This window comes from Streptomyces agglomeratus (assembly GCF_001746415.1).
Classification (GTDB): Bacteria; Actinomycetota; Actinomycetes; order Streptomycetales; family Streptomycetaceae; genus Streptomyces; species Streptomyces agglomeratus.
In genome coordinates this window covers 5,729,332-5,743,008 of the sequence record NZ_MEHJ01000001.1, presented here as the reverse complement: position 1 = coordinate 5,743,008, position 13,677 = coordinate 5,729,332, and the positions used below count along the sequence as shown (strand labels likewise).

The following is a 13,677-nucleotide window of genomic DNA, read 5'->3' as shown; positions in this document are numbered from 1 at the left end:
CCAGACCCACACTCATGAACAGGAGACCCCGGTGCCGGTCCTTCCTGGAGCCGAGCCGTTCCGCCACGAGGGCGGAGAGGTCGGCGTCCTCCTCTGTCACGGCTTCACCGGTTCCCCGCAGTCGCTGCGCCCCTGGGCCGGCCACCTGGCCGAGCGCGGGCTGACTGTCTCCCTGCCGCTGCTGCCCGGGCACGGCACCCGCTGGGAGGACATGCAGCTCACCGGCTGGCAGGACTGGTACGCGGAGGTCGACCGCGAGCTGCGCGTACTGCGCGAGCGGTGCGCACAGGTCTTCGTGTTCGGGCTCTCGATGGGCGGGGCGCTCACGCTGCGCCTCGCCGCGAAGCACGGGGACGCGATCTCCGGCATCGCCGTGGTCAACCCGGCGAACAAGGTGCACGGCCTGTCGGCGTACGCCCTGCCGGTCGCCCGTCATCTCGTACGTACGACGAAGGGTCTGCGCAGTGACATCGCGAAGGCGGGCGTCGAAGAGGTCGGCTACGACCGCGTCCCGCTGCACGCGGCGCACTCCGTGCGGAACTTCTTCCGGCTCGTCGACGCGGAGCTGCCCCAGGTGACCCAGCCGATGCTGCTGCTGCACAGCCCGCAGGACCACGTCGTGCCGGCGGCGGACTCGGCCCGCATCCTCAGCCGGGTCTCGTCGACGGACGTCACCGAGATCCTGCTGGAACAGAGCTACCACGTCGCGACGTTGGACCATGACGCGGAGCGGATCTTCGACGAGAGTTATGCGTTCATCGGCCGCCTCGCTCCGAGTGTCGGGAAGAAGGGGAGCACGACCGGTGGCTGAGCACGACGCGGAGCCCGCGGGCCGCGAAGAGGAGCGGGAGCCGGAGGAGACGGCGGCGGACACGACTGCGGCCGCCGCCGCAGCCGGGGCCGCGTCAGGAGCCGCGTCCGCGGCGAAGCCCGTCGACGAGGACGCGGCGTGGGCCGCGATCGTCGCGGGGTACGGCGAGGAGCCGCCGGACCCGCCGGGCGCCAAGCCGTTCAAGTCGATAGAGGACCTCGCCCTGCCGGAGGGCGACTTCAACAGCGCCGACGGCCAGAGCACCGGCGGTGAACGGCCGGAGAAGTCGCTGAAGAAGGACGCCGAAGGAACGGCCGGGCAGGAAGGGGCCGATCCCGCGGGGCCGGCCACCGAGACCGGCGCCGCGCCGGACGGGGAGAGACCGCTCGGCAGCTCCGTCGTCTTCGCGCCCGGCGTCGGCGGCCCGCGCAACTACTCGCTGGAGGAGCCGGACGACGAGGACCTCGACGAGAGCGACGAGGGCCACTTCGTGCCACCGGAGCCGCCGCCGCTGCCGCCCGCCGACACCACGTCCCGGTTCGCCTGGCTCGCCGTCATCGGCGGCCCGGTGCTGCTGCTCGCCGCGGTGCTGCTCCAGTGGGACATGACGTGGTGGCTGACGACGCTCGGCGTCGGCGGCTTCCTCGGCGGTTTCGCCACGCTCGTGGCACGGATGGCACACGGCGACGACGAGGACGACGACCCGGGCCGCGGCGCCGTGGTCTAGGGGCCGCTGGTGCCACCGCCCTCCCCCGCCGGGGAATGCCGCCCCGGTGGGGAGGACGGAACGGGGTCAGGACGCCGGTACGCGCAGCGCCGCCAGGACCGGGAGGTGGTCCGTGGCCGCGCGTACGTCGGCCTCCGGAAGGCCCAACGGGACGCCGCAGCCCAGGACTTCGATCCCCTCGGTCGCGAAGACCGCGTCGATGCGCTGGTGCGGGTCGTCCGGGGTCGAGGTGTACTCGCCGCCCCACGGCTTCACCGCCCAGCAGTCCTGGAGCTCCCCCGCCAGCCGGCGGAAAGTCCGCCCGTCGGGGCGTTCGTTGAGGTCGCCGCCGGCCACGGCGTGCGGGACGCCCATGGCTTCGAGGCGGTCCAGCAGCATCCCGCCCTGGGCGTACCGCTCCTCGCGCTGGAGGCTGAGGTGGCAGCTCAGTACGCCGAGTCTCGCGCCCCCGATCCGCACCACCGCCGTCGCGAACCCCCGCTGGTGCAGCCCCGGCGTACGCGGCAGCAGGACATCGTCCGTACGCTCCACCGTCACCCGCAGCGAACACAGCAGCAGCGGGCCGGAAGCGGTCGCTCCACCGCCGAGCGTCACCAGGTCGCTGTGGGCGGCGAGCCACGCGGCGTGCTTGCGCCAGCGGAAGAAGCGCGGCGCCTCCTGAATGAGGACCAGGTCGGGCTCGCAGGCACCGATGACCCGGGCCAGCGCCTCCCGGTCGTCGCGCATCGAGCGGATGTTGTAGCTGAGCACACGGATGACGGCCGAACCGTCGGCCTCGGTGCGGGACTCGGGCAGCGTACTGATCGGGCTCGTCGCCATGTCGATCACGATACGGAAATGCCCGCCGCACCCCAAGGGGGCACGGCGGGCACGGGCAACGGCGTCAGCCCTGGCGCGCCAGGTCCGCCGCGCCGACCAGGCCGGCCTTGCCGCCCAGCTGAGCGGCGAGCACCTGCGCGTGCGGACGCCACTGGCCGCCGATCAGCCAGCGCCGGAATGACTTGCGGATCGGGTCGAGCACCAGCTCGCCCTCGTCCGAGACACCGCCGCCGACGATGAACGCCGACGGGTCGAAGAGCGAGGCCAGGTCGGCCAGGCCCGCGCCCGCCCACCGGGCCAGCTCGCGGAACGAGTCCACGGCCACCGGGCAGCCCTGCCGCGCCGCGGCGCTGACGTGCTTGCCCTCGATGCCCGCGGCCGTACCGTCGCCGAGGGCAAGGAGGATCTTCGCGTTCTCGGGGGTGGCGTTGGCGCGCTGCTTGGCGTACCGGACGAGGGCCCGCCCGGACGCGTACTGCTCCCAGCAGCCCTGGCTGCCGCAGCCGCACAGCAGGCCGTCGGGGACGACCCGGATGTGGCCGAACTCGGCGGCCACGCCGAAGCGTCCGCGGCGCAGCTTGTTGCCGATGATGATGCCGCCGCCGAGGCCGGTGCCGAGGGTGATGCAGATGACGTCCTCGTGGCCCTTGCCCGCTCCGAACCGGTACTCGCCCCAGGCGGCGGCGTTCGCGTCGTTCTCCACGACGACGGGCAGGCCGACGCGCTGCTCGACCTTGTCCTTCAGCGGCTCGTGCCGCCAGTGGATGTTGGGCGCGAACAGGACGGTGGCGCGCTTGTCGTCGACGTAACCCGCGGCCCCGATGCCGACCGCGTCGATCTGGTGGCCCTTGCCCGCCTCGGAGACGGCCGCGCAGATCGCGTCGACGATGCCTTCGGCGGTCGGCGGCGTCGGCACCTTGTGCGTGTCGAGAATGGTGCCCTCTTCGTCGACCACGCCTGCCGCGATCTTCGTGCCGCCGATGTCGACGCCGATGGTGAGTCCCATGTGTCCCTCAGTTTTCGGTCGAGCCCCGCTAAGGGCAACCGTACCCGAGTGGCAGCTCAGTCCAGGTCGATGTGCTTGCTCGACGAAGGGCCTTCGGGACCGTCGTCTCCGTCGTTTCCGTCGTACTTCCCGTCCTCGCGGTCCGCCGGCCGCGCGGGCCCGCGGGTCCAGCGGCCCTCCTGGCCCTGGACGGCCGAGCGGTAGGCGGCCAGCAGCTCGTTTCCGGCCGCGGCCAGGTGGTCGAAGACCTCCGGGTTGCGCTCTATGACGGGCTCGACGGCGGACTTCGCCTGGTTGATGAGCTGGCTGACCGTGCCCTGCGCGGCCATGCCGGGCAGCGACGACTGGAGCGAGGTGACCTTGTCGGCGACGGCGTCGAGGAGCTTGCGCAGTTCCTCGCCCGCGGACCCCGGCTGCGCCCCGCCGGTGTCGGCGCGGCGGCGGGCCCGCTCGGCGGCGAGGTCCTCGGCGCAAGCCTTCGCCCACGCGTCGGCTTCGGGGGCCTCGGCGGCTTCTGGACGCTCGGTGGCATCGCTCATGGCGGACTCCTGCGGCAGGCGGCGGCCCGTACGGTACGCAGGCCTCGTACCCCCGACGTTACCCGAACGGTGGCAGGCGGTTCACTTCGTCCGGGGCCACAGCCGGGGGTCGGGCGTGAAGCGCACCTTCAGTACGCCGTCGGTCAGGCCCGCGCCCGAGACGTCACAGCGGCGCAGGGCGGAGGGCAGGGGCAGCACGCGGCGGAACGGGCCCACGTCCAGGACGAGTTCGTCGCCCCGGCGGACCAGGCCGAGCTCCTCCTTGACGGCCCCGGGCAGCGGCAGGTGCCAGACGAGGAAGCCGTCCTCGGCGATCCGGTCCTCCACGGACCGGGGCTCGTCCGCGTCCTCGCGCGCCGGTTCCACCGCCAGCGTCCCGTCCGCCGCCAGCGCGTCGAGGTCGTCCAGACCGCGCGGGTCGGCGCCCAGGTGGCGGACCTCGCGGACCGGAGCCACCGGCCGCCACGCGTCGGACCACTCGGCCAGGCACTTGTGCTGCTGGGCGGCGAGCGACGCGAACCAGGTGTCCGGGGAGTCGCGCGGCAGCGTCCGGTTCGCCGTCACCGCCTCGACGCGCAGGCCGAAGAGGGCCAGGCCGGTGCGTGCGGTGCGCAGCGCGTCGGCTCCCGCCGGTCCCGGCTCGGCCACCAGCCGTACCGTCGTGTCCGCGTGCGCGAGCAGCGCCTCGACGGCGGCCAGTTCCCCGTCCCAGCGGGCGGCCGTCTCGTACAGCCACTGCGCCGGCATCGGGACCCCGGCGAGCTGGGCGATCATGGGCCGCAGAGCGCGGGCCGCCTGCCGCTCGGCCGGAAGCAGCCGGCGCAGGTAACGGCGCAGCTGCTCGGGGAGCGCGAGAGTGGCGAGGGCTGCGTGCAGCGGCGGCAGGTCGACGACCACGAGGTCGTACGCCGGACCGGACGCCGGCGCCTGAGCGCACAGCCGCAGGGCGCGCAGCAGGGCGAACTGTTCGCTGCCCGGGAGCTCGGTCAGTTCCTCGGCGGCCAGGCGGTTCGCCCCGAGCAGGTCGAGTACGGAGGCCGCGCGCTCCTGGAGAGCGACGAGTTCGGCGCGGAACTGGGCGCCGGAGTCGGCCCGCGCGGCCCACAGGCCCGGCGCGGCCTCGGCGGGCACGGGTCCGGTGGCTATGCCCAGGGCGGCCCCGAGGGTGTCCGCCGGGTCGCTGGAGAGGATCAGCACGCGCTGCCCGTCCCGCGCGGCCGCCAGGGCGGTGGCCGCGGCGACGGTGGTGCGGCCCGCGCCGCCGGGACCGGTGACGAGGACCGTACGCATCAGGGCTTCAGACCTTCGGGTGGCTCGGGTTGCTCTCGACGCGCTTCTTGAGGCCGGCCAGAGCGCGGTCGATGATGACCTTCTCGGCCTTGCGCTTGATCATGCCGAGCATGGGGATCTTGACGTCGACGGTCAGCTGGTAGGTGACCTCGGTACGGTCGCCGCCGCCCGCCGGGGCGAGGGTGTACGAGCCGTCGAGGGCGCGCAGCATCTGCGACTTGACCAGCGTCCAGCTGACCTGGTTCTCGCCGGTCCAGGTGTACGCGAGGGTGTGGTCGTCCTTGATCGCGCCGGCGTCGAGGAGCAGGCGTACCTGCTCGGCGCGGCCCTTGGCGTCGGTGGCGAGGACCTCGGCCTCCTTCACCTCGCCGGTCCACTCGGGGTAGCGGGCGAAGTCGGCGATCACGCCCATCACGTCGGCCGGTGCCGCCTCGATCGTGATGCTCGAGCTGGTGTGTTCCGCCATCGCTGTGGCTCCTCCAGTGCGGTTCCGGTCAGGGGGCAGGTGCGCGGGGGGCATGGACCCGGTGGCATGTGCTCGGGGGCATGCACCGCGTGAAGGCTACCGCGACCGGCCGGCCCGCCCTTCACCGCTCCGCGCTCACCACTCCATGGCCCAGGGCCGGCCGGAGGAGGCGAAGTGGCCGACGTTGACGCATTCCGTGGCTCCGACGCGCATGCGCTGGACCTGCGGCTGGTGGACATGGCCGAAGAGCGCGTACCTGGGACGGGTCCTGCGGATCGCCGCGAGCAGCGCCCGGCTGCCGCGCTCGAACCGGCGGGCGACGGTGTCGTACACCAGCTCGGGGACCTCCGGCGGGATGTGCGAGCACAGCACGTCGACCTCGCCCAGCGCCTCGACCTTGGCCGCGTACTCCTCGTCGTCGATCTCGTAGGGCGTGCGCATCGGTGTCGTGAGCCCGCCGCCGACGAAGCCGAACACGCGGCCGCCGATCTCGACTCGCTCGCCGTCGAGGACCGTGGTGCCCGCCTGGGCGTACTCCGGCCACAGCCGCGGGAGGTCGACGTTGCCGTACGTGGCGTACGTCGGCGTGGGGAACGCGGCGAAGAGCTCTGCGTACTGCTTGCGGACCGCCTTCTCGATGGCGGCCGAGCGGTCGACGTCCGCCCAGAGCCGGCGGGCGAGCTCCCGGGCCTCCTCGAAGCGGCGGGCGGTGCGCAGCTCGACGATGAGGTCCGCGTTCCCGGTGCCGAAGAGTTCGGGGAAGATACCTCGGGAGTGATCGGCGTAATCGAGGAAGAGCACCAGGTCACCGAGGCAGACGAGCGCGTCGGCCCCGTCTCCCGCCCTGGCCAGGTCCCTGGCGTTCCCGTGTACGTCGCTGACCACATGCACTCGCATGACGATCACCCTAGGACGCCCGCCCCTCGCCTGGGTAGAGGGGGCCGGACCTGCGGTTACTACCGGGTTTCCGCGTGGTTGGACTAGTCTGCCCGGAGCACCGCCATCGCGTGTGACGCAGCGAACATCTGGCCGGAACCCCCTATCGGGAACCGACTACTGATGGGTAACGTCCGGGCAGTCCAACCGTGCTCACCCCACTGAGCACCTGCCCGGTCTTGGACCGGAACCGACGCGCACATTGACGTGGCGCCGGCGCCCGATGAGGAGCAGCAGTCTTGCGCGAGTTCAGCCTTCCGGCCCTGTACGAGGTCCCCTCGGACGGCAACCTGACAGATCTCATCCGCCGCAACGCCACGCAGCATCCCGATGTGGCCGTCATGAGCCGCAAGGTCGCGGGCGTCTGGACGGATGTCACCGCCACCGAGTTCCTCGCCGAGGTCCGCGCCGCCGCCAAGGGCCTGATCGCCGCGGGCGTCCAGCCCGGCGACCGGGTCGCCCTGATGTCCCGCACCCGCTACGAGTGGGTGCAGATGGACTTCGCGATCTGGAGCGCGGGCGCGGTGACCGTGCCGGTGTACGAGACCAGCTCCGCCGAGCAGGTGCAGTGGATCCTGGGCGACTCCGGCGCGGTCGCCGTGATCGTCGAGAGCGACGGGCACACCGCCGCCGTCGAGTCCGTACGCGACCGGCTGCCCGCCCTCAAGCACGTCTGGCAGATCGACCGGGACGGCGTGCAGCAGCTGCGCGACTCGGGCGCCGACGTCACGGACGAGACGGTCGACGAGCGCAGCGCGAGCGCCAAGGCCGACGACCCGGCGACGATCGTCTACACCTCCGGCACCACCGGCCGCCCCAAGGGCTGCGTACTCAGCCACCGCAGCTTCTTCGCGGAGTGCGGGAACGCGGTGGAGCGCCTGAAGCCGCTGTTCCGTACCGGCGAGTGTTCGGTGCTGCTGTTCCTGCCCGCCGCGCACGTCTTCGGCCGACTGGTCGAGATCGCCGCGGTGATGGCGCCGATCAAGCTCGGCTGCGTACCGGACATCAAGAACCTCACCGACGAACTGGCCTCCTTCCGGCCGACGCTGATCCTCGGTGTGCCGCGCGTCTTCGAGAAGGTCTACAACTCGGCGCGGGCCAAGGCGCAGGCGGACGGCAAGGGCAAGATCTTCGACAAGGCCGCGGACACCGCGATCGCGTACAGCCGGGCGATCGGCACGCCGCAGGGCCCGTCGCTCGGCCTCAAGCTCAAGCACAAGCTCTTCGACAAGCTGGTCTACAGCAAGCTGCGCGCGGTGCTGGGCGGGCGGGGCGAGTACGCGATCTCCGGCGGCGCCCCGCTCGGCGAGCGCCTCGGCCACTTCTTCCGGGGCATCGGCTTCACGGTCCTGGAGGGCTACGGCCTGACCGAGTCGTGCGCCGCGACCGCCTTCAACCCGTGGGACCGCCAGAAGATCGGTACGGTCGGCCAGCCGCTGCCCGGGTCGGTCGTGCGCATCGCCGACGACGGCGAGGTGCTGCTGCACGGCGAGCACCTCTTCTCGGGCTACTGGAACAACGAGGCGGCCACCGCCGAGGCGCTGACCGACGGCTGGTTCCACACCGGTGACATCGGCACGCTCGACGAAGACGGCTACCTCGCCATCACCGGCCGCAAGAAGGAGATCATCGTCACGGCCGGCGGCAAGAACGTCGCCCCCGCGGTGATCGAGGACCGCATCCGGGCGCACGCCCTGGTCGCCGAGTGCATGGTGGTGGGCGACGGGCGTCCGTTCGTCGGCGCACTGGTCACCCTCGACGAGGAGTTCCTGGGCCGCTGGGCCGCCGAGCAGGGCAAGCCGGCCGGTTCGACGGCGGCGTCGCTGCGCGACGACGCGGAGCTGCTGGCGGTCGTCCAGCAGGCGGTGAACGAGGGCAACGCGGCGGTGTCGAAGGCGGAGTCGGTGCGCAAGTTCCGTGTCCTGCCCAGCCAGTTCACCGAGGAGGCCGGTCACATCACGCCCTCACTGAAGCTCAAGCGCAACGTGGTCGCGAAGGACTTCGCGGACGAGATCGAGGCGCTCTACCGGGGCTGACCCTCCGTGTGAACGACGGCGGCCCCCGGGAAGCATCCGGGGGCCGCCGCGCTGTCCCGCGCGGCGGGCGCGGGTGTCAGAGCAGCGTCTTGAGCTTCTCCGCGAGCAGGTCCCAGCGCCACTTCTCCTCGACCCACTCGCGGCCACGCTCCCCCATCCGGCGCCGCAGTTCGGGGTCCCCCAGCAGCGTGACTATCCGGTCGGCCGACTCGTCGGCGGCGACGGCGGCGGGCCCGCCGCGCACGACCCACCCGGTCTCCCCGTCGAGTACGGCGTCGGGCGCCCCGCCCGAGTCGCCCGCCACCACGGGCAGTCCGGTCGCCGACGCCTCCAGGTAGACGATGCCGAGCCCTTCGACGTCGAGCCCGCCCCGGCGCGTACGGCACGGCATCGCGAAGACGTCACCCGCGCCGAAGTGCGCCGGAAGCTCCGCCCAGGGCACGGGGCCGGTGAAGCGCACGGAGTCCGCGACGCCCGTCTCGGCGGTCAGCTTCCTCAGCTCCCCGGCGTACGGTCCGCCGCCGACGACCAGCAGCACCGCGTCCGGCACCTCGCGCAGGATGCGGGGCATCGCCAGGATCAGCGTGTCCTGGCCCTTGCGGGGCACCAGCCGGGACACGCACACCACCACGGGGCGGTCGGTGAGCCCGAGCCGCTCACGCACGGCGTCGCCGCCCGAGCCGGGGTGGAAGGTCTTCTCGTCGACGCCCGGCGGCAGTTGGACCATGCGCGCGGCGGCCTGCGGGGTGAGCGCCGCCGCGATCCGCGAGCGGGTGTACTCACCGAGATAGGTGATCGTGTCCGTGCCCTCGCCGATCCTGCGCAGCAGCTGCCGGGAGGCGGGCAGCTGGGCCCAGCCCGCCTCGTGGCCGTGCGTGGTGGCGACGATCCGCTTCGCGCCCGCCCTGCGCAGTGCCGGTGCCATCAGCCCGAGCGGCGCGGCCGCCCCGAACCACACGGACGTACAGCCGTGTTCGCGCAGCAGCCCGGCCGCGCGGCGGCTGACGCGCGGCGTCGGCAGCAGCATGGTCGTCCGGTCGCGTACGACGGTGAACGGCTGCTCGGCGTCGAAGTCCGCGGTCGCCTGCGCGCCCTCGCTGCCGCGCTTCCAGGTGGAGGCGTAGACGACGAGCCGCTCGGGGTCCAGGCGCAGCGCCATGTTGTGCAGGAACGCCTGGATGCCGCCGGGGCGGGGCGGAAAGTCATTGGTCACGATCAGGGTCTTGTCCATCGCCGCCGACAGTACCGAACGGCCCAGCTCCTTGGCTCGCACAGTCCGGCCCTGCATCATGACTCCCTCAGTCACGCAGGAAACGGACGAGGGTGGTCATGACGGGCGCAGCCAGTACAAAGCCCATCACGGTGGGGATGCCGGTCGCGGTGTGGGTGCTCACCCGGACCGTGCTGCTGCTGTGCGTCTTCAAGGTGCTCGCCGTGCCCGGCCCCGACGTGACGAGTGACGTCTCGGTGATCTACCAGGGCTGGTACGAGATCCTGCGCACCGGGACCTTCCCCCTGGACGACATCACCTGGCAGTACCCGCCCGCCGCCGCCCTCCCGGTCCTCTCCCCCGCCCTGCTGCCCTTCCTCGGCTACGCGACGGCCTTCTTCGTCCTGGTCTGCCTGGCGGACGCCCTGGTCACCGGCCTGCTGCTGTACGCCGGGCGACGCCCCGGCAAGCGGCTCGCGGGCGCGTGGGTGTGGGTGGCCGGTGTGCCGCTGCTCGGCCCGACGGCGTACGCCCGGTACGACGTGATGGTCACCGCCGTCGCCGTGGCTGCCCTGCTGGCGGGCGCGCGCCATCCGCGCGTCCTGGGGGCGCTCGCGGGCCTCGGCGCGCTGTTGAAGGTGTGGCCGGTGCTGCTGCTCGCGGGCACGGCACGGGGGCGCGCGACCCGCTCGGCCTGGACGGCCGCGGCCGGGGCGGGGGCGGTTCTGGTGGTGGCGTTCTGCGCGACGATGCCGGGCGCCCTCGCCTTCCTCACCTTCCAGCGCGACCGGGGCACCGAGGTCGAGTCGGTCGGGGCTCTCGTGTTCCATGTGGCCCGGCACTTCGGCTGGCGGGGCGAGGTCCTGCTGAACTACGGCTCGGTGGAGTTCGTCGGCCCGTACGTGCCTGTCGTCAGCTCGGCCGCGATGGGACTGACTGCGCTCGCCTTCGCGTGGCTGCTGGTGTGGCGGCTGCGGGCGGGCCGGTTCCGGGCGTCGACGCCCTGCGACGCCGCCTTCGCCTCGGTCCTGCTGTTCACCGCGACGAGCCGGGTGATCAGTCCGCAGTACCTGGTGTGGCTGGTGGGGCTCGCCGCGGCGTGCCTCGTCTTCCGGGGCAGCCGGATGGGGCGGCCGGCGCTGCTGGTGCTGGCCGCGACCGGGGTGACGTTCCTGGAGTTCCCGGTGTGGTTCTCGCACGTGGTGACGAGTGACGCGCTGGGTGTACTGCTGCTTCTCGTACGCAACGGACTGCTGGTGGCGGCGACCCTCATCGCCTGCCGCCGGCTGTGGCGGGACACGGTGCCCGAGCCGCGCGGCGGCGACACCGGCGCGCTGCCGGCGCAGCGCGCGGGCGTGGTGGACCGGGACCCCGCCGCCCCCGGCTCCGCTCCCCGGACGCAGGACGGGCCGGGCACCGCCGAGCTGCGGCGCTTCCTCAGGCCAGCCGACTGCGCAGGTACTCCCGCCATCGCACCGTGAAGTCCTCCGGGGTCGTCTCCAGCACCTCGTGCATCGCCTTCTCGACCGCGCCCTCGCGCCGGCCGTGCCCGCCCACCGCGCGATAGAAGGCGGTCAGCCGCTCCTCGCCCCACTCACGTGCGATCAGCTCGCAGGCCAGCCAGCCGCCCTCGTACGCCCGCGCCAGCGCCCCCGCGTCCCCGGCGAAGCCGAAGTCCTTGTCCGCCGGCAGAGCGGCGGGCACGTCGGCGGCCCGTACCGACCGCTGGAGCTCCGGCGCCGCCTGGCCCGCCGTGCGTCCGGTCCCGCGGTACGCCGCCCAGTCGGCGAAGCCCTCCGAGAGCCACATCGGGGTGGCGGCGGAGGTGTGGGCGCGGGTGGCGACGTGCGTCGCCTCGTGGGTGAGTACGATCCGCCGGCCGAAGTCGCCGAGCAGCCCGTACGCCTCCGGGTTGACGATGACCCGGTCCGCCGACGAAGCGGCGCCCGGACCCCCCGCCGACCCCGTGGTCACCGCCGCGATCCCCCGGTACCCCGCCGCCGGGGCACCCAGCAGCGCGCCCATCCCGTCGAGCGAGGCCGGCACCAGGACCACCAGCCGGCGGGACCACCGGCCCGGCCAGGCCCGCCCGGCCGCCGGCACCGCGCGGTCCGCGGTACGCGCCATGGAGCGCAGCAGCTCCGTGTCCTGGCCGACGCCGAGGACCAGGCTGCGTTCGCCCCGTACGGCGGTGACCTCGCCCTGTTCCCAGAGCCGCGCCCCGCCGCGCTCCGGCGGGCGCTCGGCGGCGACGTACCAGCGTCCGTCCCGCCGCGTCAGGTCCAGCCGCTCGGCCACCTTCACGGGGACCTCGTCGTACTCCGCGAGCCGGTACCGCAGCTCCACCCGCGCGGTGGCGCGCCCCGTGCCCGTACGGTCGAGGCCGGTCAGCCGGTACTCCCAGGAGCGCAGCGGCACCTGCGCGAGGTTCCGGAACTCCTCGCGCTCCGCCGCCCTCAGCCGCGTCGCGGCGGGGTCGAGCGGCGCCAGGTACGCCGCCTCGTCGCGGGAGACCACGGCCGCCGCCCTGCGGTCCAGCGTCCGCTGGATGTCCCGGGCCGCGACGTCCGCCGGTTCCCGCGGCGTCGCGCACGCGGACACGAGCAGCATAACGAGGGCGACGACGGGGCCGGGGCCCGTCCACCGCCGCCGGGTCCCGCGCCGTCTGTCCGCCACCCCGCCGATCGTACGGGGAAGGCGGCGGGTTCAGGCCGGGCGCGTCAGACCCGGGTCACCGACGCGACGGGCATCATGCCGACCGGGTCGTAGCGCACCGGGGCGCCGGGGTAGGGCGCGTGCACCACCTGGCCGTTGCCCACGTACATCCCGACGTGGCTCGCGTCGTCGCGGTACGTCACGAGGTCCCCGGGCTGCGCCTGGTCGAGGGGAACCTGCCGCCCTGCGTACCGCTGCGCCTGCGACGTCCGCGGCAGGGAGACGCCGGCCTGTGCGTACGACCACTGGGTGAGGCCCGAGCAGTCGAAACCGGAGGGACCGTTGGCGCCCCACACGTACGGCTTGCCCACGGCCCGCTGCGCCGCCAGCACGGCGGCCGAGGCACGCGAGGACGCGGGCGCCCCGGCCGGGCCGGACGACGGGGCGACGCCCCGGTCGCCGGAACGCGAGGAACGGCCCTCGAACTCCTCCCGCTCCTGCGTCGGCAGCGAGTTGAGCAGCCGCCGCGCCTCGGCGAGCTTGCCCTCGACCGTGCGCTTGTGGCGGGCGACGGCGGCCCGGCTGCGCTCCAGCTCCCCGAGGGTCACGGAGGCTTCCGCGCGCTGCTGCGCCAGTTTGCGCTGCGCGGCCTTGAGTTCGCTCAGGGCGCTGACCTGCCGGGCGCCGACGCGGTCGAGTGCCGCGGCCTGGGAGAGGTAGCTGTCGGGGTTCGCGGACAGCAGCAGGGCGAGGGCCGGGTCCAGGCCGCCCGCCCGGTACTGGGCGCCCGCGACCGCACCGAGGGCGCCCCGCATGCGGTTGATGCGCTCCTGGCCGCGTGCGGCCGTGTCCCGGGCCCGGCCGACCTCTTCGCGCAGCCGGTCCGCGCGTTCGTCGGCCCTGTTGAACCGCTCGGTCGCCCGCTCCGCCTGCTCGAACAGCCGGTCCACCCGCGCCCGGGTGGCCGTGACGGCGGCGGAGGAAGCCGGGGCAGCGGCCGACGACGTGTCGTGGGGGTCGGCGCTCGCCGGGGACGCGACGAGCGCTGCCGCCGCCGTCGCCGCGGCAGCGGACAGAACCGTGACCCGGGCGCTCTGCGTGAGGCCGGACTGTGAGGGACGCCGGTGGGTCGCCACAGGAAGCCGCACTCCTTCCGCTGCGGGCAGCCCCCTGCCGCCCGGA

Annotated in this window: 13 protein-coding genes; 4 read left to right on the top strand and 9 right to left on the bottom strand. The window is 73.6% G+C overall.

The window, feature by feature from the left end:
- Window positions 1-31: 31 nt before the first annotated feature.
- Together AS594_RS25040 and AS594_RS25035 are read left to right on the top strand one after the other, a co-directional pair.
- Entirely contained in the window at window positions 32-811 is a 780-nt protein-coding gene (locus AS594_RS25040) for an alpha/beta hydrolase (RefSeq protein WP_069929117.1), read from the top strand.
- A complete protein-coding gene (locus AS594_RS25035) occupies window positions 804-1,538 on the top strand; it encodes a hypothetical protein (RefSeq protein ID WP_069929116.1) in 735 nt (244 codons plus the stop codon). The genes AS594_RS25040 and AS594_RS25035 overlap by 8 nt, the downstream gene beginning before the upstream one ends.
- 66 nt (window positions 1,539-1,604) lie before the next feature.
- Here AS594_RS25035 and AS594_RS25030 read toward each other — a convergent pair whose 3' ends face one another.
- The 6 genes from AS594_RS25030 to AS594_RS25005 all read right to left on the bottom strand — a co-directional run bounded on the left by AS594_RS25030 (window position 1,605) and on the right by AS594_RS25005 (window position 6,543).
- The gene (locus AS594_RS25030) at window positions 1,605-2,357 is read right to left on the bottom strand and encodes an endonuclease/exonuclease/phosphatase family protein (RefSeq protein ID WP_069929115.1); all 753 of its coding nucleotides are present in this window, start codon (window positions 2,355-2,357) and stop codon (window positions 1,605-1,607) included.
- A 64-nt stretch (window positions 2,358-2,421) separates the two neighbouring features.
- Entirely contained in the window at window positions 2,422-3,363 is a 942-nt protein-coding gene (locus AS594_RS25025; protein WP_069929114.1) for an ROK family glucokinase, read from the bottom strand.
- Window positions 3,364-3,419: 56 nt separating this feature from the next.
- Complete coding sequence (locus tag AS594_RS25020; protein ID WP_069929113.1) at window positions 3,420-3,902, bottom strand: DUF5304 domain-containing protein; 483 nt, start codon at window positions 3,900-3,902, stop codon at window positions 3,420-3,422.
- Window positions 3,903-3,983: 81 nt separating this feature from the next.
- Window positions 3,984-5,192: an ArsA family ATPase gene (locus AS594_RS25015; protein ID WP_069929112.1), complete on the bottom strand. Its 1,209-nt coding sequence runs from the start codon at window positions 5,190-5,192 to the stop codon at window positions 3,984-3,986.
- A 7-nt stretch (window positions 5,193-5,199) separates the two neighbouring features.
- Window positions 5,200-5,658 (bottom strand): SRPBCC family protein, encoded by a 459-nt coding sequence (locus tag AS594_RS25010; protein WP_069929111.1) that lies wholly within the window; start codon window positions 5,656-5,658, stop codon window positions 5,200-5,202.
- Window positions 5,659-5,793: 135 nt separating this feature from the next.
- Complete coding sequence (locus tag AS594_RS25005; protein ID WP_069929110.1) at window positions 5,794-6,543, bottom strand: metallophosphoesterase family protein; 750 nt, start codon at window positions 6,541-6,543, stop codon at window positions 5,794-5,796.
- Window positions 6,544-6,833: 290 nt separating this feature from the next.
- On the opposite strand from AS594_RS25005, the gene AS594_RS25000 reads away from it, so the two are divergent.
- Complete coding sequence (locus AS594_RS25000) at window positions 6,834-8,630, top strand: AMP-dependent synthetase/ligase (RefSeq protein WP_069929109.1); 1,797 nt, start codon at window positions 6,834-6,836, stop codon at window positions 8,628-8,630.
- A 76-nt stretch (window positions 8,631-8,706) separates the two neighbouring features.
- Here AS594_RS25000 and AS594_RS24995 read toward each other — a convergent pair whose 3' ends face one another.
- Window positions 8,707-9,861, bottom strand: a complete 1,155-nt coding sequence (locus tag AS594_RS24995) for a glycosyltransferase family 4 protein (RefSeq protein WP_069930771.1) — start codon at window positions 9,859-9,861, stop codon at window positions 8,707-8,709.
- Between the two features lie 98 nt (window positions 9,862-9,959).
- Here AS594_RS24995 and AS594_RS24990 point away from each other — a divergent pair, with 98 nt between their 5' ends.
- Window positions 9,960-11,321: a glycosyltransferase 87 family protein gene (locus tag AS594_RS24990; RefSeq protein WP_079144827.1), complete on the top strand. Its 1,362-nt coding sequence runs from the start codon at window positions 9,960-9,962 to the stop codon at window positions 11,319-11,321.
- Here AS594_RS24990 and AS594_RS24985 read toward each other — a convergent pair.
- Both AS594_RS24985 and AS594_RS24980 read right to left on the bottom strand, forming a co-directional pair.
- On the bottom strand, window positions 11,278-12,450 hold the full coding sequence (locus AS594_RS24985) for a hypothetical protein (RefSeq protein ID WP_107364855.1): 1,173 nt from the start codon (window positions 12,448-12,450) through the stop codon (window positions 11,278-11,280). The genes AS594_RS24990 and AS594_RS24985 overlap by 44 nt on opposite strands.
- 110 nt (window positions 12,451-12,560) lie before the next feature.
- A complete protein-coding gene (locus tag AS594_RS24980; RefSeq protein WP_069929107.1) occupies window positions 12,561-13,631 on the bottom strand; it encodes a C40 family peptidase in 1,071 nt (356 codons plus the stop codon).
- Window positions 13,632-13,677 lie beyond the last annotated feature (46 nt).

Coding starts and splice junctions, on each gene's coding strand:
- AS594_RS25030 (WP_069929115.1), bottom strand. CDS start 2,357: ATGGCGACGAGCCCGATCAGTACGCTGCCCGAGTCCCGCACCGAGGCC.
- AS594_RS25025 (WP_069929114.1), bottom strand. CDS start 3,363: ATGGGACTCACCATCGGCGTCGACATCGGCGGCACGAAGATCGCGGCA.
- AS594_RS25020 (WP_069929113.1), bottom strand. CDS start 3,902: ATGAGCGATGCCACCGAGCGTCCAGAAGCCGCCGAGGCCCCCGAAGCC.
- AS594_RS25015 (WP_069929112.1), bottom strand. CDS start 5,192: ATGCGTACGGTCCTCGTCACCGGTCCCGGCGGCGCGGGCCGCACCACC.
- AS594_RS25010 (WP_069929111.1), bottom strand. CDS start 5,658: ATGGCGGAACACACCAGCTCGAGCATCACGATCGAGGCGGCACCGGCC.
- AS594_RS24995 (WP_069930771.1), bottom strand. CDS start 9,861: ATGGACAAGACCCTGATCGTGACCAATGACTTTCCGCCCCGCCCCGGC.
- AS594_RS24990 (WP_079144827.1), top strand. CDS start 9,960: ATGACGGGCGCAGCCAGTACAAAGCCCATCACGGTGGGGATGCCGGTC.
- AS594_RS24985 (WP_107364855.1), bottom strand. CDS start 12,450: ATGCTGCTCGTGTCCGCGTGCGCGACGCCGCGGGAACCGGCGGACGTC.